The sequence below is a fragment of the Arundinibacter roseus genome (assembly GCF_004348825.1).
In the GTDB taxonomy this organism is placed as follows: domain Bacteria; phylum Bacteroidota; class Bacteroidia; order Cytophagales; family Spirosomataceae; genus Arundinibacter; species Arundinibacter roseus.
The window spans coordinates 109,567-132,163 of record NZ_SMJU01000006.1 but is presented as its reverse complement, the minus strand read 5'-3'; the positions used below and the strand labels follow the sequence as shown (position 1 = coordinate 132,163).

At 44.0% G+C, this 22,597-nt stretch carries 19 protein-coding genes; 5 read left to right on the top strand and 14 right to left on the bottom strand.

Annotation, left to right across the window (positions count from 1 at the left end; all coding sequences use genetic code 11):
• Positions 1 to 98: 98 nt before the first annotated feature.
• The 5 genes from atpH to EZE20_RS10535 all read right to left on the bottom strand — a co-directional run bounded on the left by atpH (position 99) and on the right by EZE20_RS10535 (position 3,468).
• Positions 99 to 635, bottom strand: a complete 537-nt coding sequence (atpH, locus tag EZE20_RS10560) for an ATP synthase F1 subunit delta (RefSeq protein ID WP_132117329.1) — start codon at positions 633 to 635, stop codon at positions 99 to 101.
• Positions 636 to 663: 28 nt separating this feature from the next.
• Positions 664 to 1,158, bottom strand: coding sequence for a F0F1 ATP synthase subunit B (gene atpF / locus EZE20_RS10555; RefSeq protein WP_199879889.1), 495 nt, complete (start codon positions 1,156 to 1,158; stop codon positions 664 to 666).
• Between the two features lie 173 nt (positions 1,159 to 1,331).
• Positions 1,332 to 1,595: an ATP synthase F0 subunit C gene (gene atpE, locus EZE20_RS10550; RefSeq protein ID WP_132117327.1), complete on the bottom strand. Its 264-nt coding sequence runs from the start codon at positions 1,593 to 1,595 to the stop codon at positions 1,332 to 1,334.
• Between the two features lie 58 nt (positions 1,596 to 1,653).
• Entirely contained in the window at positions 1,654 to 2,745 is a 1,092-nt protein-coding gene (gene atpB, locus EZE20_RS10545) for a F0F1 ATP synthase subunit A (RefSeq protein WP_132117325.1), read from the bottom strand.
• Between the two features lie 486 nt (positions 2,746 to 3,231).
• Complete coding sequence (locus EZE20_RS10535; RefSeq protein WP_132117323.1) at positions 3,232 to 3,468, bottom strand: AtpZ/AtpI family protein; 237 nt, start codon at positions 3,466 to 3,468, stop codon at positions 3,232 to 3,234.
• A 188-nt stretch (positions 3,469 to 3,656) separates the two neighbouring features.
• Here EZE20_RS10535 and porW point away from each other — a divergent pair, with 188 nt between their 5' ends.
• The 4 genes from porW (at position 3,657) to uvrC (ending at position 11,354) form a co-directional block, all read left to right on the top strand.
• Entirely contained in the window at positions 3,657 to 5,852 is a 2,196-nt protein-coding gene (gene porW / locus EZE20_RS10530; protein ID WP_228713684.1) for a type IX secretion system periplasmic lipoprotein PorW/SprE, read from the top strand.
• A gap of 141 nt (positions 5,853 to 5,993) precedes the next feature.
• Positions 5,994 to 8,291 carry a penicillin-binding protein 1A gene (locus EZE20_RS10525; RefSeq protein WP_132117319.1) on the top strand — a complete coding sequence of 766 codons (2,298 nt, stop codon included), beginning with the start codon at positions 5,994 to 5,996 and terminating at the stop codon, positions 8,289 to 8,291.
• A 94-nt stretch (positions 8,292 to 8,385) separates the two neighbouring features.
• Entirely contained in the window at positions 8,386 to 9,534 is a 1,149-nt protein-coding gene (locus tag EZE20_RS10520; protein WP_132117317.1) for a glycerate kinase, read from the top strand.
• A gap of 5 nt (positions 9,535 to 9,539) precedes the next feature.
• On the top strand, positions 9,540 to 11,354 hold the full coding sequence (gene uvrC, locus EZE20_RS10515; RefSeq protein ID WP_132117315.1) for an excinuclease ABC subunit UvrC: 1,815 nt from the start codon (positions 9,540 to 9,542) through the stop codon (positions 11,352 to 11,354).
• 83 nt (positions 11,355 to 11,437) lie between these two features.
• On the opposite strand, the gene porN is transcribed toward uvrC, so the two are convergent.
• The 8 genes from porN to sucD all read right to left on the bottom strand — a co-directional run bounded on the left by porN (position 11,438) and on the right by sucD (position 20,528).
• On the bottom strand, positions 11,438 to 12,499 hold the full coding sequence (gene porN, locus EZE20_RS10510) for a type IX secretion system ring subunit PorN/GldN (RefSeq protein WP_132117774.1): 1,062 nt from the start codon (positions 12,497 to 12,499) through the stop codon (positions 11,438 to 11,440).
• Between the two features lie 73 nt (positions 12,500 to 12,572).
• Entirely contained in the window at positions 12,573 to 14,165 is a 1,593-nt protein-coding gene (porM, locus tag EZE20_RS10505; protein WP_132117313.1) for a type IX secretion system motor protein PorM/GldM, read from the bottom strand.
• Positions 14,166 to 14,221: 56 nt separating this feature from the next.
• Entirely contained in the window at positions 14,222 to 15,037 is an 816-nt protein-coding gene (porL, locus tag EZE20_RS10500) for a type IX secretion system motor protein PorL/GldL (RefSeq protein ID WP_132117311.1), read from the bottom strand.
• Between the two features lie 117 nt (positions 15,038 to 15,154).
• Positions 15,155 to 16,228, bottom strand: a complete 1,074-nt coding sequence (gene porK, locus EZE20_RS10495; protein WP_132117309.1) for a T9SS ring complex lipoprotein PorK/GldK — start codon at positions 16,226 to 16,228, stop codon at positions 15,155 to 15,157.
• A gap of 259 nt (positions 16,229 to 16,487) precedes the next feature.
• Complete coding sequence (locus EZE20_RS10490; protein WP_132117307.1) at positions 16,488 to 17,441, bottom strand: PorP/SprF family type IX secretion system membrane protein; 954 nt, start codon at positions 17,439 to 17,441, stop codon at positions 16,488 to 16,490.
• A gap of 131 nt (positions 17,442 to 17,572) precedes the next feature.
• A complete protein-coding gene (locus EZE20_RS10485) occupies positions 17,573 to 18,358 on the bottom strand; it encodes a uroporphyrinogen-III synthase (protein ID WP_132117305.1) in 786 nt (261 codons plus the stop codon).
• Positions 18,359 to 18,402: 44 nt separating this feature from the next.
• Positions 18,403 to 19,587 (bottom strand): DUF4271 domain-containing protein, encoded by a 1,185-nt coding sequence (locus EZE20_RS10480; protein ID WP_132117303.1) that lies wholly within the window; start codon positions 19,585 to 19,587, stop codon positions 18,403 to 18,405.
• Positions 19,588 to 19,649: 62 nt separating this feature from the next.
• On the bottom strand, positions 19,650 to 20,528 hold the full coding sequence (gene sucD, locus EZE20_RS10475; RefSeq protein ID WP_132117301.1) for a succinate--CoA ligase subunit alpha: 879 nt from the start codon (positions 20,526 to 20,528) through the stop codon (positions 19,650 to 19,652).
• 118 nt (positions 20,529 to 20,646) lie between these two features.
• Here sucD and EZE20_RS10470 point away from each other — a divergent pair, with 118 nt between their 5' ends.
• A complete protein-coding gene (locus tag EZE20_RS10470; protein WP_132117299.1) occupies positions 20,647 to 21,240 on the top strand; it encodes a hypothetical protein in 594 nt (197 codons plus the stop codon).
• Positions 21,241 to 21,298: 58 nt separating this feature from the next.
• On the opposite strand, the gene EZE20_RS10465 is transcribed toward EZE20_RS10470, so the two are convergent.
• A complete protein-coding gene (locus EZE20_RS10465; protein ID WP_132117297.1) occupies positions 21,299 to 22,576 on the bottom strand; it encodes an MFS transporter in 1,278 nt (425 codons plus the stop codon).
• Positions 22,577 to 22,597 lie beyond the last annotated feature (21 nt).

The following is a 22,597-nucleotide window of genomic DNA, read 5'->3' as shown; positions in this document are numbered from 1 at the left end:
TAAGAATACCTGAATGTTGGCTAATTCCCGTATAAAGAAAAAGACTTTGCCGCAAAGCCGCAAAGTCTTTCAAAATATACAGATAAAAAGTAAAGTCTTTAATTGAGTAATTCAAGTTTCAGATTATTCAGACGGCTTTTCAAAGAGGCGTCAATTTGTTGATCCTGAACCCTCAGAATATAGCCACCGATGAGTTTTTCGTCTACCTTTTCTTCCAGTTCAACAGTCATCCCCGTCATTTTATTCACCATCGCATTGAACTGAGCACGCAGCGCGGCATCAAGTGGAATACTAGTGGTAACGACAGCCTTTTGAATGCCTTTTAGCAGGTTGTATTGTTTAACAAATTCATCTGCAATACTTTCGAGAATAGCTTCCCGATTTTTTTTGGTGATAATGGTAAAGATGGTATACGAAACCGGATTTACTTTATCTTGAAAAATAGCTTTAAGGATACCGAGTTTTTTCTCGTGGCGAATCACGGGGCTGGAAAGAGCCAGCATTACTCCCCGATTTTGGGTAGCCACAGATTTGAATAAAACCATATCCTGATATACTTCTTCCACTACTTTCTTTTCCTGAGCCAGTTCAATTAATGATTTGGCATAGCGGGAAGCGACAGTTCCTATCGACATGAGTGTTTATCTAAAAAGTATAAAAGAATCAATTCAGGCGAGCGCCGGAGGCAAGCTCAGCAATTAATTTTTCCTGAGAGGCTTTGTCCGAAAGTTCGCGACGGAGCACTTGCTCAGCAATTTGAAGCGATAGCGTAGCTACCTCTTTTTTCATCGTTGCGATAGCTGCCTGTTGTTCGTTGCGAATAGTTTCGCGGGCGCTATCGATCATTTTCTGACCTTCGGCAATTGCTTTATCTTTGGATTCAGCAATCATACGTTCAGATGCTTCTTTCGCTTCACGGATAATCTGATCGCGGGCAGCGTTTGCTTCTGCAATAAGCTTTTGGTTGTCCGATTGCATTTTGGCCATTTCGGCTTTGGTTTGCTCAGCCAGGTCAAGTGCACCCTGAATTTCTTTTTCACGGGCATTCAGGCCGTCAATAATAGGTTTCCAGGCGAACTTACGCAGGATAAAGACCAGCAGTAAGAATACCACCAGCATCCAGAAAATAAGTCCGAGGGCAGGAGTAAGTAGTGCCATGAGTTTGTAAGATAATTTGTTTTAAAGTCTTTATAAGCAGGAAATGTAGTTTCCCGTTTGGGGTCAATCTTTTGAAAAAAGCCCGGGAAAACCTAATGCTTTCCCGGAATGTTTTTTTAACCTCCTCGGACTGCCTCATGCGGCCCAAATCATAGGTTCTCGTTGCAAGTCTATTACAACTTGAAAGAAATAAGCAGACAAATTACCGCTGCAAAAAGTGCAACCGCCTCGATAAGAGCTGCGATGATAAGCATGGCAGTTTGGATACGACCGGCTGCTTCTGGCTGACGGGCGATACCTTCCATGGCGCTGCCGCCGATGCGACCGATACCCATACCTGCGCCGATTGCAGCAAGACCTGCACCAATACCAGCACCCATAACAGCTAAACCTGCACCGCTTTGTTCAGCAGCTTGAAGCAATAGTTGAAATAACATAACTTAAAAACAGTTTAAATTTAAAAAATAAAGAGAACAAAAGATTGCAAAAAAATTATCAATGACCGTGATCGGCTTCGTGATGATCTTCAATGGCACTGCCAATGTACATCGACGAAAGCAGGGTGAAAATGAATGCCTGAATAAAGGCCACCATGATTTCGATGAAGTTCATGAAAAGCGCAAAGCCGGAAATAACCGGAGCAATGGCGATGCTTTTGAATATAAAGATCAGCCCGAACAAGCTCAGTAGAATAATGTGACCGGCTGTCATATTGGCAAAAAGACGAATCATGAGTGAAAATGGCTTCATGAAAACGCCCACGATTTCAACAGGAATCATAATGGGAAGCAGGGCTACCGGCACACCGGTGGGCTTTACAAGGTGCATCCAATAATGTTTGTTGGAATTAATATGCACGATGATAAAGGTGATAACCGCAAGTGTCATTGTGATGGCGATATTTCCGGTTACGTTGGCAGCACCTGGCAATAATCCCAGCAGGTTGTTGATCAGAATAAAGAAAAACAACGTGAGCATGTACGGAAGGTATTTCTGGTAGCCAGGGCCAATGTTTGGTTTCACCACTTCATCCCGAATAAACAGAATTAAAACCTCCATGGCCGATTGCAAACCTTTCGGCGCTTTGCCCTGACGTGTAGAGTAGGACTTGGCCACGCTGGTAAAAATAAGCAGCAAAAGAATAGCACTGATGAACATCGAGGCTACGTTTTTGGTGATAGAAAAATCATACACTGTACGAGATTGATCTACCGGCTCGATAGTTTCAGCATCGCCATGAACCAAATGATATCCGTTATATTCATGATGTTCGTTGTGGAAATTGGCCGAAGAGAATACTTCAAGACCACGATCCTGTGAGTACAAAATCACGGGTAAAGGCAAAACAACTCCATGCGCAAATTCCCACTCGTGCGAGTCGGCAATGTGATGCATAATCATTTGGCCAATATTGAATTCTTCTTCGTGCGCTTCGAGGTTGTTTTCGATAGCATGCTCGGTTTCGTTGATTTTGTCTGCGCCCGAATGCCCGTCGTGATCGGGTTGATCATCAGCATAAACAGCACTGAATGAGAGTGAGGCAGCAACGAAAAAATAGGTAGAAATGCGGCGTATGTATGTCAACATAATTGTAAAGTGTACTAGGCGTTACGAATCGCGGCGCAAGTTACGATACAAACCGTATATTTCAAAAATTGTGTAAAATAAATAGAGTGCAAAAAAGTTAGCTATAAATATCTTTACATTTTCAATTCCTATATAGAGACTTATACCTACAAAAACAATACACAATAACAGACGAACAACAACGGTAGAAAGGTAAAATTGTACGAATTTATCCCGCTTATCCCTAAATCCAAATTCCATGAGTCGGTGAATGAGGAAAGAAACAGCCAGGAAAAAGACCAGCATATACGGAACAAATGCATGAAACCATTGGTCAATATGGTAATGACGGGCTAAAAAAAATGCAATTCCGAGTAGCACGGTTGCAAGCAAACTTCGAAGCATTGATAAAGTTATGAAAACTGTGATTTTGGTGCACAAAGGTACGGAGTTTTGGAGAAATGACCGATTATTCTACTGTTTTGTCAAAGGCCGGATTTCCCGCAACTATTCTTCCTTAGATATAGAACGTATAAACATGTAGAGTGAGGCAGCTATTGAACCAAGAGAAAAAAGAAGGGTCCAAAGCGGAATTTGATTTTCCTGCCACTCATCGAGCTTATAACCTGCATACGTAAAAAGCAGGATGGTGCCCAGCATCTGAAAAGCAAGCCCTGAATAGCGTGCATAGGAATTGGCAGGGCGGCCACTGCTTTTTTGGGGATTGGGTTTTGGCTTGCTCATAAAAAAAGGAATAGGCCCTGTACGTGAATTTATGCTAATTTTGTCCCAAATTAATGAAATGGCACTATATTCGATACGTAAATAGTGGATCAAACGTTTTTACGAAAGCGTCATACTTTTTAACCTATTACCCATCAAAGGCTTCGTTTGTGCTAACCCGACTTCTATTCCCTTTTATCCGTAGTTGTATGGTTGTGTCAATTCTTGGCATGAGCCTTGGTTGCTCGCAATATAGCAATCGTCCGGGAAGTATTGCCTTTCACAACCTAACCGCACGGTTTAATGCCTATTACATCGCCCAATCCGAAATTTCTTCGGCAGAAGCTGCGATGAAAAAGAAATATCGTGATTTGTATACGCAACGGTTACCAATTTTGATGCCGCTGGATTCGACTATGGGCAGTCAGGTGCGGCCACAGCTGGAAAATGGAATAAAAAAAGCGTCTATCGTTGCTGAAAGACACCAAAACAGTAAATGGCTCGATGATAGTTATACGCTACTCGGAAAAGCTCGTTTGTATTTGGGACAATACGATGACGGCGTGGAAGCCCTGCGCTATGTATTTACGAATGGTCGGGATGAGGATGATAAAAATATCGCTCTTGTGTGGCTCATGCGTGCTTATACCCAAAAAAAGGATTATTCCAACGCCCTTAATGTAGCTGAGTACCTTCGGCAACAGCCTTTAAATAAAGTAGCTACCCGGGAGTTTTATCTTGCGAAAGCATACATTCATCAGGAACAGGGCGAGTACCTGACCGCCGTTGCTATTTTGGAGCAGGTTTTTCCATTACTGAAAAAAAATCAACAAGCCGCTCGTTTGCATTACATTGCCGGGCAGTTGTATGACCGACTGGGACAATTTGCACTTGCGAACGATCATTACAAGGCAGTTGGAAAAAATAAGCCCACCTACGATCTGTCGTTTTATGCAACGATGAGTTCCCTGCAAAATCAGGTACTGCTTGATCCCAAAGTAGATTTGACCCGGGTTGGTTTTGATAAAATGCTTAGGGATCGAAAGAATAATGATCTGAGGGACCGTATCTATTACACAATGGGTTTGCTGGCGGAGCGTCGGGAACGTTATCCGGAGGCAATTGGCTTTTTACAAAAATCAATTCAAACTGCGGGAGCGAACACAGTTCAGGTTCCGTATACTTATCTCGAACTTGCCCGCATTCAGTACGACAGGTTGGAAAATTATGAACTTGCCAAGGCTTATTACGATAGCGCACTGGTAAGCCTGCCACCTCAATCCGAAGAATTTCTGTCTGCTAACGACCGCAAAAAGGCACTTGATGAGTTCGTAACCCAAATCAATATCGTGCGTACCGAAGATAGTCTGCAACAATTGGCACAGATGAATCCGGCTGCTTTGGATCGAAAATTGGATGCAATCATTGAAGCCGAGGAAGATGAAAAACAACAGCTTCTGCTGGCTGCCAAAGAAGCCCTTGCCAATGCCAATCGCCCATCAGCGGCAGATATTGGCGTGCCGAACCTGTCAGGAAATGGACGTCGGTGGGAGCTATATGATCCCTCCCTGATAAGTCAGGCAAAAATGGAGTTTGTCCGGATTTGGGGAAATCGCCCTTTGGAAGATAACTGGCGCCGGGTAGTTAAGGATAATTCTTCGTTTGCGAGTGTTGCTCAAACAACCGCCGGGACGCCCGATTCCCTGAGTGGTGTTTCCTTTGCAACGGGTGTACTTGAACCGATGAAAAAAGACTCGGAAGAATGGCGGAGCAGACGGGAGGAATTGCGCAAATCGGTTCCTCTTAGCGGAGCTGCATTTGCCAGTTCACAAAAAAGAGAAGAGGATGCATTGTACAGACTAGGTAAAATTTACCGGTTTGATCTTAAAGAACCTGAAAAAGCCGTAACCACGTTCACGCATTTACTAAAAGAATTCCCCAAAACGGACTACCGCGAAGAAGCGTACTATCTGATATATTTATCACTCGACGATTCCAATAAGAACAAACCGCTTTGGAAAGAAAAACTCATGACGGAATTTCCCAATGCAACCTATGCCCGACTTCTGAATCAGGGAACATTCGGTGAGACAAATGTCCCGACTGCTGGGAAACCAACGAACGCAGGCAAGTCTTACGAAGGGTTGTATGCTCTCTATGATAGCGGAAATTATACAGAGGCCCTTGCGCAAATTGAAAATGTGCTTCCTTACTTTCGCGATCATGCACTGATTGACAAATTTGCACTCCTGCGTATTTTTCTCATCGGGAAAGTTCGGGGACGAGATGCCTACTTGCAGGCAATCAATGAATTTATTCGTTTATATCCTGAAAGTCAGTTTCTTCCGCGGGTGCAGGAAATGTTGGAAGTGACGGGCCAAGCCTCTCTTCCACGCAAATTTTGAAATTTTATATATTTGCAAATTGCGGGAATCAATTCCCGATGAAACTCTGGACGTCAGCCTTGTAAATAGTACCTTGCAACTTGCGTCATCGTTCATTTACTACCTTTCCCTAACCACTAATAGTTTAAAAAAAAGAAACTTATGATAGAATTGCAGCCAGGAAAATACCGAAAGAAGATTATCCGTCTTTGGCGATTTGCCGCACTCGGCCTGGGATTATTCATTTTTTATATTGTCGCCGTTAGCTTTAATTTCTTTTGGCTCTTCGGAGAAATGCCGGATTTGAAAACACTTGAAAATCCCAAGAGTGTGCTTGCCTCTGAGTTGATTTCACAGGATGGAAAATCTTTGGGTAAGTATATCGTTGAGAACCGGGCTCGTATTGAGTTCGATCAGGTTTCACCCCGACTTTTTGAAGCTCTCATTGCAACCGAAGATGCCCGATTTGTCAAACATTCCGGCATTGACCTGCGAAGTTTGTTTCGGGTTGCCAAGGGGATTATAACTGGAAATACTGGCTCGGGTGGGGGAAGTACACTTACACAACAGGTAGCAAAAAATTTATTTCAGACACGATCTGAAAAATACCGTGGCATACTTGGCCATATTCCTTTGGTGCGCACGGTGATTGCCAAAACGAAGGAATGGATTTTGGCGGTGATACTTGAACGAAAGTATACCAAACGGGAAATTCTGATGATGTACCTGAACACGGTGTCTTTTGGAAATAATACCTACGGAATTAAGGTGGCTTCCAAGACCTATTTTGATAAGGAAGCCTGGGATTTGGAGGTGCACGAAGCAGCATTGCTTGTTGGGATGCTTCAAAATCCAACGCTTTACAATCCCCTTCGATTGCCGACGAATGCTCTCAATCGCCGGAATACTGTGTTGGATCAGTTGCATAAATATGAGTTTATTACGGCTGAAAAACATCAGGAATTAAGAAAGTTGCCGTTGAGCTTGAAATTTACGATCGAAAGCCATAATACTGGCCCTGCTCCCTATTTTAGGGAGTCTATGCGGAACTATTTGAAAAATTGGGTAGAAGAGTATAATGAAGATAACGGAACGGAGTATGATCTCTATACCAGCGGTTTACGGATTTATACGACCATTGATTCTCGTATGCAGCGGTATGCAGAAGAAGCAGTAACGGAGCATATGAAAACGCAGCAAAAACTATTCTTTGAGCATTGGAAAGACCGAAATCCATGGACGGATATGAATGGAAAAGAAATCGAAGGATTTGTGGAGCGTGCGGTCAGAATTTCTCCCCGTTATCGGGCCTTAGTAAAAGAAGTTGGTGAGGAAGAAGCCTGGAAAGTAATGCGTACCCCCTACAAAATGAAGGTGTTCAGCTGGGAAGGAGAAAAAGAAATGATGATGAGCCCCATCGATTCCATTAAATATTACAAACACTTTTTGCGAACCGGCATGGTATCAATGGATCCGCGAAACGGTCACGTAAAAGCCTGGGTTGGCGGTATTAATTTTAAATATTTCAAATACGATCACGTACGGCAGGGAGCCCGGCAGCCGGGCTCAACTTTCAAGCCATTTGTGTATGTTTCTGCTCTGGATAAAAATTTCCTGACTCCCTGCGATCATGTCGTTGATCGGCCCGTTACCTTTACTTTAGCTGATGGCGTGCCCGGTGGCTGGACACCCAAAAACGCAAATGGAAAGTATTCGTACCAATCACTCTCCCTACGGCAGGCAATTGGAAAATCAGTCAATTCGGTGAGTGCACACATCATGAAAATGGTACGACCTAACACCGTGGTTGAATATGCCCACAAACTGGGTATTACCAGCAAACTGGACGCTAAACCAGCCCTTTGCCTGGGTGTGAGTGATGTGTCGGTTTATGAAATGGTAGGCGCATACTGTGCATTTGTCAATAGCGGGCACCGTACTGAGCCCATGGCTATCGTTCGGATTGAAGACCGGGACGGAAATCTGTTGCAGGAATTTTTTCCAAAAGCCAATCAGGAATTAAGTGAAAATATGGCTTACAGCATGATTTACCTCATGAAAGGTGCCGTAGAGGACCCCGGTGGAACGGCTGGCCGGCTTCGGCAGTATGGCGTAACTGAAGGCAATGAAATTGCTGCTAAAACGGGAACAACCTCTAACTATTCGGATGGGTGGTTTATGGGTATGACGCACAGTCTTGTGACGGGTATTTGGGTAGGCGGTGAAGATCGAAGCATACATTTTCGCACGATGGCCTACGGGCAAGGGGGGCGGATAGCGATGCCTGCGTGGGGGCTTTATATGCAAAAAGTTTATGCCGATCCAACGTTGTTGCAATACCGGAAAGGAAAATTCAATATGCCTGCCAATTTTAGCCTCAATTGTGGAGGAGTGTATACCGATAGTACCGATACCTATGTCCCCCCTTCATTGTCAGATGACGAAGGAGTTTTGTTTTAAATGATTATAAATTAATAAAACTACAAAAGGGTTGTGCTACACAACCCTTTTGTATATACAACCTTTTTTTTGAATCTTACCTTAGACCAATTAAATGAAAATTGTTGTTGCTCCTGATAAATTCCGAGGTTCGCTGGAAGCCGATGAAGTTTGTAAAGCCATGAAAGAAGGTATTTTGGGAGCATTTCCTGATGCGGAAGTACTATCCGTTCCGTTGGCGGATGGTGGCGAAGGTACCGCCAAAGCTCTGACTCTTCAGGCTAAGGGAGAATTTATTACCATTCCTGTTTTTGATCCCCTTGGAAGACCAATCGACGCAACGTACGGACTTTCCCCGGACCATTCCACTGCTTTTATAGAAATGGCCTCTGCTTCCGGTCTTTGGTTGCTTGATCTCGATGAACGAGACCCAACCCAAACTACTTCTTATGGAACCGGCCAATTAATTGCCGATGCGCTTCGTCGGGGTGTGAAGAAAATAATTCTTGGCATTGGTGGGAGTGCTACGAACGACGCCGGTATTGGAATGGCCGCTGCATTAGGATATCGTTTTTTGAATAGCACCGGACAGGAACTCCCACCAAACGGCGAGAATTTGATCAATATCCATTCCATTGATTGCGCCAATGCGAACCCGTGCCTCGACTATGCAAAAATTACGGTGGCTTGCGATGTGACGAATCCGTTGTACGGTCACGAAGGCGCCTCCTACGTGTATGCACCACAAAAAGGGGCCACGATGGAAAAGATTCAGCTGTTGGACAAAGGGTTATTTATTTTGGCAAAAATTGCTACCAAAACATTTGGCTTCGACGTAAGTCAGGAGCCGGGTTCCGGTGCGGCTGGTGGAGTAGGGGCCGGAGCACGTTGGTTCCTGAACGCAACTCTCCAACCCGGAGCATCCATTGTGCTTACGCAAACCCGAATTGAAGACTATATTAAGGAAGCAGATTTGGTCATCACCGGAGAAGGTAAAATGGATAAACAGACCTTACAGGGAAAGCTTGTCAAAGGTTTGGCAGAAATCTGTCAAAAATATGAGGTCCCTGTGGCTGCGGTTTGTGGCACATTGGCTATTTCTTCCGAAGACATAAAGAAGGTTGGTCTGAGTTTTGCAATGTCAGCCATAAACCGGCCCATGAGCCTGGAACAAGCTCAAAAGGAAACTTTTCCCCTGGTACGGGAAGCAACTTTTCAGTTGGTGAGCTTGTTCTTCCACCATAAAAAAATGATTAAGGAATAAGAAAAATGGCTGATTTTGACGCGAAGGTTGAGCTCTCAAAAATACCGCATGAGCCCGGAGTTTACCGGTATTTTGATGAACTTGGAGAGGTGATTTATGTAGGGAAAGCCAAGGATTTGCGCAATCGGGTCAGTAGTTATTTTGCCAAGTCTAACCAACACGACCGTAAGACAAAACGATTGGTAAGTCAGATCAATCGATTGGAATTTACCATCGTACCCACCGAATGGGACGCACTTTTGCTGGAAAATCAACTGATCAAACGGTTTCAGCCGAAGTTCAATATCCTTTTAAAGGACGATAAATCTTATCCCTTTATTTGTATCACGCACGAACCCTTTCCCCGAGTACTGACTGTCCGCCGGGTGGACCGAAAATTGGGAACCTATTTTGGGCCTTTTGCCAATCAGCGGGCAATGTATGCCTTATTGGATATGTTCCGGGAGCTATTTACGGTGCGCTCCTGTCACCTGAATCTTTCACCTGAGAATATTGAAAGTCAGAAGTTTAAAGTTTGCCTGGAATTTCATTTGGGCAATTGCAAAGGGCCTTGCGAAGGTCGGGTTTCGGAAAATGAATATGATATAGAAATCGATCAGATACAATCAATCCTGAAAGGGAATTTGACGCTGCCGCAGCAGTATTTTAAAGAACAAATGGTACAGGCTGCCGAAAAAATGGCGTTTGAAGCGGCACACGAATGGAAAACGAAGATTGAGCTCCTTTCAAATTTTCAAAGCAAAGCCACTGTCGTAAATCCTCGTATGGGGGATATTGATGTGCTGACGATTGTCTCGGATGAGGAAGCAGCCTACCTCAATTTCATGAAGATTACCAACGGCTATGTGGTAGCAACCCAAACGTTTGATATCAAGAAAAAGCTGGATGAACCCGACGAAGAGCTTTTGGCAATGATGCTTGTGGAAATGCGTGAAACCTACGGAAGTGAGGCCAAGGAGTTGATTTCAAATCTGAAACCTGATTTAGATCTGAAAATTGAGGTGGTGATTCCACAAATTGGCGATAAGAAAAAATTGCTTGATATGTCCTTGAAGAATGTTCTGTTTTTTCGTCGGGAGAAAGCCGAACGCAGGGCCGTTGAAGCCTCAGCCACAACTTCAAAGCGTGACCGGATTCTGATAAAAATGAAAGCCGATTTACAACTCAAAAGCCTGCCACGACACATAGAATGTTTTGATAATTCCAATATTCAGGGCACAAATCCAGTCGCTGCCATGGTTTGTTTTAAAGAAGGAAAACCGTCCAAAAAAGATTATCGGCATTACACCATAAAAACCGTCATTGGTCCCAACGACTTTGCTTCCATGAATGAAGTTGTAGGAAGGCGATATGCCCGTTTGTTGCAGGAAAATGAGCCGTTGCCGGATCTAATTGTAGTCGACGGAGGAAAAGGGCAGCTGAGCGCGGCATGTGATGCCCTAAAAGAGCTGAATTTGTACGGTCAGATTCCAATCATTGGAATTGCCAAAAGACTTGAAGAAATATACTACCCCGAAGATTCGCTGCCCTTATATATCGATAAAAAGTCAGAATCATTGAAGTTAATTCAACAAATTAGGGATGAAGCACACCGATTTGCCATTACCTACCACCGCGATAAACGGAGTCGTTACAGCCTCGTAAGTGAACTGGAAAATGTGGAAGGAATTGGAAAAAAAACAGCCGCGGTTCTGCTTAAACATTTTCGGGGAGTAAAAGCAATTCGGGAGAGTTCACTCGAAACATTGGCCGCAGTAGTTGGACCTGATAAAGCCCGAAAAGTGAAGCTGTATTTTGACAATATGACTTCCGAAAATTAATTCTGACAAGGTAATATACACTAAAAAAGGAACGCCTGAGCGTTCCTTTTTTAGTGTATTGAAAAACTGTAATCGACGAGATATTAATATTCCCAAAGACCGTGTTCCAGTTCCAGAAGTTCCTGCTCGTACTGAGCCGACTTCATCAAACCTTGCTTTTCACCTTTGTAGATGTCTATGAAAGACTTGTCTTCTGGATTAGAATATTTGGTAATGCGGCCATATGGCAAACGCAAATCAAAGGCGTCAGCGAGATTTTTATGCTGTGCCACGTTTTGTGTGTTATACCAAATATACTTTTTACTATCGCTCCGGAATAGCCGCTCTACATCCTTGTACTTAAAAGAAGCGATTGGAATCTCCAATCCTGTACTTGTATTTTGATCAGCGGGGAGATAAATAGTCAGGGTTTGGATGTCCATATAAAGTCTTGACCGTTTCTTGTCAAAGGTCCAGTCTTCTTTCACTTCCATGATGCTAAGTTGATTTGGATAAAACTCCTCCTCTGGAACAAGCGTGGAAAGTTGCTGTGAAAACTCATCGGGCTTTTGTTCTTCCACAACGGGTTCTGCGGCCGCTACTTCCGTTTTAGCACCTTTCTTGGCAGGTGTCTTTGAAGTTGTCTTTTTCACAGGCGGTCCCCAGCCATCATCTTCCACGGCGGCTGTTTTCTTGGTATCTTTTTTTGGCGCTCCCCATCCATCATCCTCGGTTTCTGTCTTTGCGGCCGCTTTTGGAGCAGGATCATCCCATCCACCACCGGTGGTTGCAGGCTGCCCAAAACCTGCCGCAATTTCTTCTGCCGACAATCCACCTTCCTGATTCGGTATCAGGAGTTTTTTGCGGAGAATCTCCGGTGTAAGTTTGGTTGTGCAGGAATCATTCTCGTACGCATCGAGCAGGCCTGCTTTGGTTGCTTCCAAAAGATAACGGGTGATTTCGTTATTCTTTGAAAACATCGGCAGATTCTGCTTCTCATTCAGATCCATTCTTCGCCACAAGGTACGCTTCATCATGACATCATGATCGTCAATGGGACGTGCCGAAAGCTCGTTCATCTTGGACTCATCACGTTCCTGAGCGTAGACCGAGGTTGCCCCCAATGCCAGAGACACAATTGATAAGGCCACCACTTTTCCGTTCATTCTCATAACACTTTGTGTTTAATAATTTCCTTTATAACGCTTACAAGCTCTAACTCAGTATATTCTAACAGGATCAGTTCAAACTTACTTCAAGAGTTTGTTTACCAACTTCCACGTCACTTACCTGACCTTTAAAGTTGCGGCGCTGAACGCTTAATATTTCAACTACATAGCGATCTCCCGGCTCTGCATTAGTTGCCAACGACGAGATAGAACCACCGCCTGCAAGCGACAACGGACCAGCTACCCGACGAGAACCGCGGGCCAAAGAAACCTGAATTTGGGCTACCCTGAAATTAGCATCTTCGGGCGAGAAATTCTTGAAACTCTCGTCCGAAACTGCTACTACCTGAATCGAGCGAGCCCCCGCTGCTGCAGTACCCCGGCGTCCGTCGTATGCTGCGCCATTTACACGCAATTCAAGTGTAGGTTTTGGTACACGTTGAACTCTAAAAGTTTCAGTACCGAGTACATTGCCCTGATTGCTTACTGTCAGGTTCACCTGCGCCTTGCTAGGTACAATCGTAATCCGTCCTTTTTGTCCGCTTGGAATAACTTCAGCGCCGTCGGCAGAGAAATTAGGTGCCCACAAAGCTCCCAAAGCCGGGCTCTGAATGCTCAATTTATTAGAACATCCAAGATACAAGGGAGGAAGTGTTCCAGTTTCGATTTGGTAAGTAGGCTTAGCTACAAAATATTCCTGCTCCAAACGAACCGTAGTATCACGACCGGCGGGTGTTGGAAACGAAATAACTCCCTGCAAAACCCGACGTGCCAACCCCTCGGCATTGTAGCCACCGCCCTGAGCGATAAATTCAATAAGTCCTTTGCCGTTTTCAACCCGGATTGGTGAACCGTTTAGACTCATACGAGGAGTAATGCCTGAGGCAGAAGCTGCGATAAACATTTCACCTTTGAACTTGGTACCTGCTGCCACTACCCGTGATTCAGAAGAAATCATGGCAAGTATCCGGTCAAATTTAATATCGGCCGCACCAACCTTACCGGCGAGGTAATTCAAAACTTCACCTTCCATCCGGCGAATATCGGTTTGTTTTTGACTCAAAACGGCTAATGCCGCAGCAACCGGAGTTTGAGCAAAGTTCAGTTCAGCAAAATCCTTGTTCCGCTGATCAGCTTTCTTTTGGGAAATAGGATCATCCTTTGCGTCCAATGCCAGAGGCTGAAATTTCTGTTCGCTGTACCCGTTCAATTTTTGGGTGAAATCATTCAGGCGGTTTTTCAAAGCGTAAGCTTTACCGTTCTTTTGACCGCCAATCATGAGTTGCGCCACTTTTTCTTCTTCCTGAGGGTTTTTGATGCTTCCGTCTTCGGTAAGGCCAGAACCAGCTACGGTAATAATCTCTTGTTTGAGACTATTCAATTCGTTAACAATGTCAGCGGACAATTTACGAACCTCTTCCGCTTGTTTGATTACGGCTACATCAGCAGCCCGATTTCCGGACTTTTCAACCGCTGCTTTAATTTTTAAGACGGTTTCCTGATTTATTTTGTTGGCTGCTCCGGAAGATAATTCTAATGAATTGTTCAAAAGGACAAACTTCTCGATGATGGCTGAACTTACCTGTAAGGCAAGCATAGCGGTCAGTACGAGATACATCATCCCAATCATCTTCTGACGGGGCGTTTCTTTTCCACCTGCCATAGAATTCAGTGATCGGTTATCGTGTGAGGATTTATTTAGTTAGTTGTTTTAAGAGATTAGGCGTTGCCACGCATTGCGGTTAACATATTACCATATACGCTGTTGAGCGATGTGATATTTTTTGTCAACTTGGTCATCTCACCTTTGAAGATCTGAGATTCCTTGGTAGCATCAGACATATTCTCCATAGCTACCGTTAGGTTACCATAAAAAGCGTTCATTGCTTTCAAATGCTTAGTAGTGTCCTGCAATTCCATTTCATACACGGCATTAAGTGCGCCCATGTTTTTGGTAATTTGCTGGAACTGATCCCGATACGCCTGTGCATCTTTGGTAGCGTCTGCCATAGAAGACATAGCATTGATGGCAACACCGTACGATTTGTTCATATCATTGATGGCATTCGAGGCACTTTTAACATTCTTGGCATAGTCGTTTGTAGCAACGGCAGCATCAGTAATTTCACCAATTTTGCTTACCGACTCCGTAAGATTACGGAACCCTTTTCCAAGGCTATCAAATATATCAGGAGTGATTTTAGCATTTGCCAGCATCGAATCCATTCCGGCAGTTAAGCCATTGGCAGCGGGGCCGGATGCTCTTGAAGCAACAGGTCCATTATAATCATCAGCCAGTTCGGGGTACACTCGTTCCCAGGCAGGTTGTTTCTCGACAGGTTGTACGAACGATTGGAAGGCATATAGGGCGAAAATAACCGCTTCCGTACCAAGTCCGATCGTAAGCATTTCACTTCCGCCATCCCAGTGCTGAATCTTGAATAATGCTCCTAAAATTACCGGAACCGCACCAGCACTAAATAAAGTTGGCAATACTTTATCAAAGAAAAAATTAGAGCCGTTTTTCTGAGCCATACAAATTCTGATTGTTTACAGTTAATTATTGGTTTATTTAAAGTTGGGTTTTCAAGCTTACAGGGTAAAAAAGAAGCAGCCTCTTTCGCTGCTTCACCTGGGTGTAAAATCTAATGTTTATCGTCTCCGGCCCGTGGCGCCCCGGCGTCCGTCAAAGTTGTCCATCACACAACGGAATCCAATAAAGGCGCGTCGCTGATTTTCAAACTCGTAAGAACGGGTACCGGTTTGGAGGTAGTAAGCCACATCTTTCCACGAACCACCCTTAATTACTTTTCGTGGCTCGTTGGGATCGTCATTTTCTGGGTTCATATCCCAAAGAATCGTATTGGCATTGTCAGCAAAAGCATCAAGCGTCCATTCTGAGACGTTGCCTGACATATTATAAAGGCCGTATTCATTTGGATTGTAGGCATTTGCAGGAGCAGTATACGGATAGCCATCCGCATCGTAATTTCCTCTTTGTGGTTTAAAGTTTGCCAGGAAGCAGCCTTTACCATTCATTGTATACGGATTTCCCCAGGGATATTTTGCACCGGCACGACCACCTCGAGCTGCCCATTCCCATTCAGCTTCGGTAGGTAACCTGAAATTTGGAGAGTTAAACATACCTTCTTTGGAACGATAGTCATTGTACAAATTGGAACGCCACTCAGTAAAATATTTCGCAGCTGTCCAGCTTACTCCAACTACGGGATAAGTATCGAATGATGGATGCATGTAATAATACTCTACCATCGGATCTCCATTGGAATAAGCAAAATCCTTTTTCCAGACAGTTGTATCAGGGTAGTATTTGGTCATAATTTCTTCTTCTCCAAGGACGGAAATTGAATCCATGAGAAGGGCAGTAACAAACTGACGATACTCATGATTGGTAATTTCGGTATCGTCCATGTAAAAAGAGCTAATCGTAACCCGCTTGTTCATGTTGACCATTGTCGCGGCCAAATCTTCATCGGCCTGCCCCATCACAAAAGAACCTGAGGGAATCATCACCATCCCGGCAGGTGTTGTTTGCCGGTATCCTTTTCGGGCAGTAGCAACAACTTCACCGTTGGCTACGCCGGTTTCTTCCCCTTTCCCTTTGCCGAAGCGCTCTTTTATGAATCCGCAACTTTGCATGAGCATTATTGAGGATACTACGAGCAGACTCCTGACTCCATTACGATAGAACACGTTAACATTCATGATGGCTTGTGCTATGTTTTTGATTAATATCCGTATAAAAACGATTACTGCTTGTGGTATAGTATATTAGAAAAATTCCTGTTTTTTAAAGAATGCATTTCCAGTACAAAGTTATTCGTCTTTAACGCATTGTGCCTTTTTTTGGTATGAAAATGCATTTTTTTTAATAAATCCTTCAAATATAGGACTTGCTTTTTAAAGTGACTAACAACAATTACGCCAAAAGTAAAAATACACCTGGCAAAATCCCGCTTTCTGGTTAAAATCTAAATCTTGGTGTCCGTACAATCGTTTTCTTACCCATTTTCGGAGCAGGTAGTCGATACGAAAGTAATATTTCGTATGACGAAGGCGATTTTGCGGTAGTTCCAAACGAAACCACGTCATAGGCGGCTGAAAGTCGCATCGACTGATCGGCCAGCAAGTTTACTCCTCCCATAGCGATGATAGCATCTTCCTGCCGAAACGAAGCTCCGGCCCAAAAGCGTTGATTATAAGTCACGCTTGCTCCACCTTCCACAGAAAGTGACGACAGGTCATATTTTGCTAAAAGAAAAGGCTGTACCTCAAATAAATATCCAATTTCAAGATTTACACCTCCGTTGAGATAATAGGTAGGAATAAGCGGGTTAGTAGCCAACTCTGATCCTAATTGATACTGTGAGGAAAGTAGGTGATTTACGGACAGTCCCACATAATAGCCGGTTGTTTCATATCGAATCCCCAGGTTTATATCGGGGTGAGCTTCTGCAATTACTCCTGTGGAAATAAGTGGGTCACCGGGTTCATTTGGGCGCAATAGATTATAGTTCAAAGCCATACGATAGAGTCCGGCACTTGCTCCCAGGGCCAAAGTCCCTTCACCTAGTGTAAGGCGGTAGGCAGCAGCAAGGTGAATGCTTTGATTGGTTAAAGCTCCAATCTTGTCGTTATAAACCGTCAGACCGACGCCGAGATTTTTGAGAGGAACACTTGCTGAAAAAAATTGCGTGGAAGGAGCCCCCCCTTCATCAAATGTACCCTGATACCCTGCATATTGTTGTCGGTGAATCAATTGAATTCGGCTGACTCCATCGGCACCGGCAGCGGCAGGGTTAAAGTAAAGCTGATTGAGTTGAAACTGACTGAACTGAGAGGCTTGTTGCCCACTGACGAGTGTTGAAAGTAGCAAGCTGATGCTCAGCAGAATACAGGTATAGGTGCTTCTTAACATACAGGATTAAAGGTAACCTCATTCAATATACAGTACTATCCTAGTCACAAAAGGTTTACAGGATAACGCATATTCAGGAAAAAAATTGAGAAAAGCCAAGAAGGCCGAAAAAAAATCGGCCTTCCTGTTCTCTATTGAATGTTGTTTGCCTTTTGAATGTACAGTTCTAATGCGCCGTTCATAGAGGGAGCATTGGGTAGCGGGGCTTGAATATCCAGGAAAAGTCCGGCATCTTCAACGGCTTTGGCAGTGGTAGGCCCAAAGGCAGCAATACGGGTTTTGTTTTGCTTGAAATCAGGAAAGTTCTCAAAGAGAGATTTTATGCCTGAAGGACTGAAAAAGGCAATAATGTCGTAATACACATCTTCCAGATCGGAAAGATCGGCGGATACAGTCTGATACATCGTGGCCTCAGTGAAGTGGAGGTCCTCAATGTCTGCAAATTCAGGAATATCATTTTTCCGTACATCTGAGCAAGGGTACAGAAACTTTTCGTTCTTGTGTTTGCGAATCAGCTCAATCAGCTCGGCAGCCGTCTTTGTGCCGGCAAAAATCTTACGCTTCCTTATGACAATATACTTCTGCAGGTAGTTGGCCGTTTGCTCTGAAATACAGAAATATTTCATATCCGCAGGTACCTCAACTCGTCCTTCCTGACAAATACGGAAAAAGTGGTCGATGGCATTCCGGCTGGTAAAAATAACAGCCGTATGATCCAGAATGGTCACTTTTTGTTTCCGAAATTCTTTGAAAGAAACTCCGTCTACCTTAATAAAGGGTCGAAAATCTACTTTGATGTTGTATTTTCGAGCTAATTCAAAATAGGGTGAATTTTCATCGGCAGGTCTTGACTGGCTAACCAGAATACTAGATACCTTATTGAGCCGCTCCTGATCAAATTTGATGGTCTCACTCATTTAATCTATACGTTAATTATTCAAATAGATAGCGTCTGTTTCCATTATAAAGCATACTTGACGCCAATAATCAAGGGTATGATTTCTAAAACGCAAAGGTACGAAAATAAATACAGATTAATAATCCGACCCGTATTGTTCAACAGTATGTAAAGAAGGAAGAAGCGAATCAGGTAATAGATTAGGAATATATAAAATAAAGACGACTGCGCTTGTTCCAGCCAATCCGGATATTGCAGGGCAAGTGAGAAGCTGATCAGAATGAAGAACAGGTAAAACAGGTAGGAGAATTGCAAAGATTTGATATAGTGGGTATTAATGACATTTTCAAGATTCAATACACCTCCTGCAACACCCATGAATATAAATTTAACGAAAAATAGCCCTATGAAAAGTAGAGTCAGTTTGATTTGGTCTAGACCTAATTGTGCAAATGTTTCCCCTTCGAGCAAGAGACCGCTTTTGTAAAATAAATCAAGCTTATGATGTGTAAAAAATAGTATAAGGTAGGCAAGACCCATGCTTACGATCAGGGTAATTAACAGTACCGAGCGACTGTAAGGCTTGCTGAATCGGTAAAAGTCATTTCGATCGCTCGTATCAAAAAGATCTTTCGGGCTTAAAAAACGCCGAAAAGTAACCGGAGAACTTGTGTACGTAAAGAGAGTCAGGATCAGGATTAAAACAACCACGACTATAGCATAATCTTCAAAAGGAGACGTCGGAATTGGCTTGATGTTTATAAACGACAGCCCGGGAACAAGCTTTTTTTCGGAAGTTCCCACATTCTTTTTTGAATGCCCGATCAATACCTTTTTGCCGTCAATGCCGGATGAGCCGTACAGCGTAAGCAGTAGCTCACTTTTTTTGTACACGCGGCTAAGACTATCAACGTTCAGTGTTCGCCAGGAATCTGCCGTGAGCTTTTGTTGAAGGGCTCCTTCAATAAACAGATAGTTTTCGTTAGCTACCCAAACCAGCAGATCATATCGTTTGTACTTGGATAAATCAACTAGTAAGCTTACTGATAATTCGCTGTCGTTTACACCTTTGGAATAGGGGACGAAGCTTTTATATCGGCTACTGAAAGTGAGCCAATCGTGTTGATAATCATAAACAAGATAGTGATTTTTGTCAGGCCCGATTTCATTGACTGCCCAGGACAGCGAAAAAAAGGAACTGAAAATCAAGACCAGAGAAAGCGTAGAAAGCAGTCGAACCAATTTCATATTGTAGCAAGAAAGGGCCGAGTTTCCTCAGCCCTTATCTTATCCAAAATCATCAAATACTATTATTTTTTGCCAAGTGCCAGCAGCATTGTATCCCCAATTACGGCGGGCGACTGTGCCACAAGAATTCCGCATTCGCTCATAATTCTCATTTTTGCTTCGGCCGTATCGTCAGCTCCACCAATGATTGCACCGGCGTGGCCCATGCGGCGACCTTTGGGGGCCGTTTGTCCGGCAATAAAGCCAACCACAGGTTTGAGATTTCCTGATTCCTGAATGTAGCGGGCGGCTTCGGCTTCCATACTTCCGCCAATTTCACCGATCATAACAATTGCCTCAGTTTCAGGATCATTCATGAGTAGTTCAACTGCTTCTTTGGTCGTTGTACCAATGATCGGGTCGCCACCAATACCGATTGCGGTTGTTTGGCCTAGCCCGGCACGGGTTAGCTGATCAACGGCTTCATAGGTCAGGGTACCTGACTTTGAAACTATTCCGACGGTTCCTTTTTTAAAGATAAAGCCGGGCATAATTCCAACTTTACATTCTTCGGCAGTGATGATTCCGGGACAGTTTGGGCCAATCAAGCGGCAGTTTTTGCCTTTCAGATATTGCTTGGCCATCATCATGTCTTTGGTCGGAATGCCTTCTGTAATACAGACGATCACGCCAATTCCTGCGTCAGCCGCTTCCATAATGGCGTCGCCGGCAAATGCTGGTGGAACAAAAATAATGGAAACGTCGGCTCCGGTAGAACGAACGGCCTGATCAACTGTATTGAACACGGGACGCTCCAAATGGCTCATCCCGCCTTTGCCGGGCGTCACGCCGCCTACAACGGCGGTGCCATACTCAATCATTTGCTGGGCATGGAAGGAACCCTCTGATCCTGTAAATCCTTGGACAATAATTTTAGAATTCTTATTTACTAAAACGCTCATGTTGGTGAATCGGTTTTTTCGGTAAAAGTAGAACGAAATGCCCTAAGTAGCAAAAGGTGAAGATAATTTGTAAATTGCCTTTACGCAATTTTAACCCTAAAAGCCCCGGTCAACCCGCATGATTACTCAAACCGTGTCTGAACTCACTCTTTGTGTTACTGCTTTCGCTGTCTTTCTCGTATTTTTTCAAAAACAATCTATTTATTCCCGGCTGCTTTGGGGGTTATTTTTAATTACTCTTTCCTTAACAGCTTTGCTTTCTACGCTAAACTACCTGGGCTGGGACGCAATTACTCCGGTGCTGCGCTCAGTCAAAAGACTGGAAAACACCCTTGGTCCGGTTTGTATGTTAGCCGGAACCTGGTTTCTGATTAATCATTCAGTTCCCTCGCGACAAGCCTTTTGGGGAACCGTCGGCGTTGGTATTGGGCTTTACTTTGGATTAGTATGGTACCGCATGGAATCCATGATTCAGGTGGTGCAGCCGTTGTGCATCGTCATCTCCATGATGATCGCCTGTTGGGGCTTACTTCTCAAACAAAAAAGTGCACTATGGATCATTTTTGCCATGACTATCCTTGCGCTTTCCAGCAAATTGCGGCTTTCGCTTGATTCACAGTTTGCTTTCGAGCCCTATGAATTGTTGGTCGCAATTTCCACATTCTGCTTGGGTAAAGCCATGGAATTTGAGCACGCTACCTTATTTAAATAGGCCTGAAATTCTTTAAGAATAACAGGCCTATTCAGGAATTTCAGTACAAATTTTAATTCTAAACTTTGATTTGTTCCATTTTTGGTACAAATAAGTGCATGACAACCCATGCAATCAGATAGGCAGATCCACACATCAGAAAAATAATGTTGTAGCCACTCCCTATATCTCCACTTTCTTTAAAAGCATCGAGTATTTGTCCAACAATCAGTGGGAAAAGAACGCCGCCCACGGAGCCGGCCATGCCGCCTAGCCCGACTATGGAACTAACTGCCCGCCGGGGAAACATATCAGAAGCTGTGGTGAAAATATTGGCACTCCAGGCCTGATGTGCAGCGCAGGCAAGGCTGATGAGCCCAACGGCAACCCAAATATTGGTGGCCGAGCTAGCCAGCATGATGGGGATCACCATGATGGCGAAAATAAACATCGCGGTCTTGCGTGCTTTGAAAATAGGCCAACCTCTTTTGATCAGATACCCGGAAAGATACCCCCCTCCAATACTGCCAATTGTACTTGCCGTGTACACGATTGCCAGGTGAATGCTTGGTTTTTTAAGGTCAAGGTCAAACGTTGTAGCAAAGTAAGAAGGCAGCCAAAATAGGAAAAACCACCAAATTGGGTCAGTTAGGAATTTGCCAAAAACAAAGGCCCAGGTTTGACGCACTTTAAATAATTTGGCCCAGGGAATTGGCTGTTCTTTTGAGTCGTCGTCTGCATCACTGTTGATGTACGCAAGCTCTTCCGGCGAAATGCCTTTTTTGCGGCTAGGTATTTCGTAAATCAGCCACCAGAAAATGAGCCAGATAAATCCGATGGCGCCTGTGATCAGGAATGCTTCCTGCCAGCCGTATAAACCCAAAATCCAGGGTACCATAATAGGCGCAACCACAGCACCGATGTTTGTTCCTGAATTAAAAATCCCGGTTGCAAATGCACGTTCTTTTTTGGGAAACCATTCGGCCACAGCTTTGATAGAGGCAGGAAAGTTGCCGGATTCGCCCAGTCCAAGCGTGGCTCGCCAAAAACCAAATCCCATGGTACTTTTTGCCAATGCATGACCCATCGCTGCAAGGCTCCACACAACCAACGAAACGGCTAATCCCATTTTAGTGCCTATTTTGTCAATAATCCGGCCAAAAATCAAATAACCAAAAGCGTAGGCAGCGGTAAATGCCATTACGATTTGGCTGTAATCGGTTTCAGTCCAGTTAAAGTCAACTTCGAGTGTGGGTTTGAGTAACCCAATGACCTGTCGATCCAGGTAGTTGATAGTGGTTGCAAAAAAGAGGAGTGTGACGACGGTCCAGCGGTACGTCTTTGTGGTTTTTTCCATTGGATTGGGTTTAGATTGAAA

Bases quoted from the DNA above. Each gene is read 5' to 3' on its own strand.
- atpF (WP_199879889.1), bottom strand. From the start codon at position 1,158: ATGGCACTACTTACTCCTGCCCTCGGACTTATTTTCTGGATGCTGGTG.
- atpB (WP_132117325.1), bottom strand. From the start codon at position 2,745: ATGTTGACATACATACGCCGCATTTCTACCTATTTTTTCGTTGCTGCC.
- EZE20_RS10480 (WP_132117303.1), bottom strand. From the start codon at position 19,587: ATGAAATTGGTTCGACTGCTTTCTACGCTTTCTCTGGTCTTGATTTTC.
- EZE20_RS10535 (WP_132117323.1), bottom strand. From the start codon at position 3,468: ATGAGCAAGCCAAAACCCAATCCCCAAAAAAGCAGTGGCCGCCCTGCC.
- EZE20_RS10470 (WP_132117299.1), top strand. From the start codon at position 20,647: ATGATTACTCAAACCGTGTCTGAACTCACTCTTTGTGTTACTGCTTTC.
- porK (WP_132117309.1), bottom strand. From the start codon at position 16,228: ATGAATGTTAACGTGTTCTATCGTAATGGAGTCAGGAGTCTGCTCGTA.
- porL (WP_132117311.1), bottom strand. From the start codon at position 15,037: ATGGCTCAGAAAAACGGCTCTAATTTTTTCTTTGATAAAGTATTGCCA.
- sucD (WP_132117301.1), bottom strand. From the start codon at position 20,528: ATGAGCGTTTTAGTAAATAAGAATTCTAAAATTATTGTCCAAGGATTT.
- EZE20_RS10465 (WP_132117297.1), bottom strand. From the start codon at position 22,576: ATGGAAAAAACCACAAAGACGTACCGCTGGACCGTCGTCACACTCCTC.
- porM (WP_132117313.1), bottom strand. From the start codon at position 14,165: ATGGCAGGTGGAAAAGAAACGCCCCGTCAGAAGATGATTGGGATGATG.
- EZE20_RS10525 (WP_132117319.1), top strand. From the start codon at position 5,994: ATGATAGAATTGCAGCCAGGAAAATACCGAAAGAAGATTATCCGTCTT.
- porN (WP_132117774.1), bottom strand. From the start codon at position 12,499: ATGAACGGAAAAGTGGTGGCCTTATCAATTGTGTCTCTGGCATTGGGG.
- porW (WP_228713684.1), top strand. From the start codon at position 3,657: ATGGTTGTGTCAATTCTTGGCATGAGCCTTGGTTGCTCGCAATATAGC.
- uvrC (WP_132117315.1), top strand. From the start codon at position 9,540: ATGGCTGATTTTGACGCGAAGGTTGAGCTCTCAAAAATACCGCATGAG.
- EZE20_RS10520 (WP_132117317.1), top strand. From the start codon at position 8,386: ATGAAAATTGTTGTTGCTCCTGATAAATTCCGAGGTTCGCTGGAAGCC.
- EZE20_RS10490 (WP_132117307.1), bottom strand. From the start codon at position 17,441: ATGTTAAGAAGCACCTATACCTGTATTCTGCTGAGCATCAGCTTGCTA.
- atpE (WP_132117327.1), bottom strand. From the start codon at position 1,595: ATGTTATTTCAACTATTGCTTCAAGCTGCTGAACAAAGCGGTGCAGGT.
- EZE20_RS10485 (WP_132117305.1), bottom strand. From the start codon at position 18,358: ATGAGTGAGACCATCAAATTTGATCAGGAGCGGCTCAATAAGGTATCT.
- atpH (WP_132117329.1), bottom strand. From the start codon at position 635: ATGTCGATAGGAACTGTCGCTTCCCGCTATGCCAAATCATTAATTGAA.